This window comes from Streptomyces sp. NPDC004752 (assembly GCF_053601275.1).
In genome coordinates this window covers 1-478 of record NZ_JBSGBN010000211.1, presented here as the reverse complement: position 1 = coordinate 478, position 478 = coordinate 1, and the positions used below count along the sequence as shown (strand labels likewise).

Below are 478 nucleotides of genomic sequence, written 5' to 3'. Positions count from 1 at the left end.
GGGGCCGGGCGCATGTCCGCCCGGCCCCGAAGACACCCCCGCGAGTATTCAGTGCGCCAGCTCGAACTTCTGGCCCGCGCGCGCGTTTTTCGTGCGCAGTTTCTCGCGGCGCGCACGCTGAAGGCCGCCGAATGTCTCCTGCCCCTGCTTCTTGAGAAGGTGCGGAATCCGGTTCGCCGGGATTCCGACGAGCGGGGACTCGCTCAGGACCGACAGAAGGTCCGATTCCGTCTGGTCGGTGTAGTCGGCGGCGATCAGCGCTTCGACGTTAGGGAAGACGTCCGCATGCCTTTCGGTACTCAGGTCGATGAGGTGGTCCTCTTTCCCTCCGAGGCTGTAGCACCAGAGGAAGTTCTCGGGCGGATCGTTCTCGACCAGCCGCTTAAGAGGATGTCTCACGTGGTGAGTTTGGCGAGCTTCTTGTAGCAGGTGAGGGCGGCTGCGAGGCCGAGGAAGGCGAGGAAGTGGGAGCCCTTTC

General features: G+C 64.0%; 1 pseudogene. It reads right to left on the bottom strand.

From position 1 onward, the window contains the following. Positions 1-48 precede the first annotated feature (48 nt). A pseudogene (locus ACWEKM_RS44195) lies at positions 49-384 on the bottom strand (GP88 family protein); the annotation flags it as partial. Between the last annotated feature and the right edge of the window lie 94 nt (positions 385-478).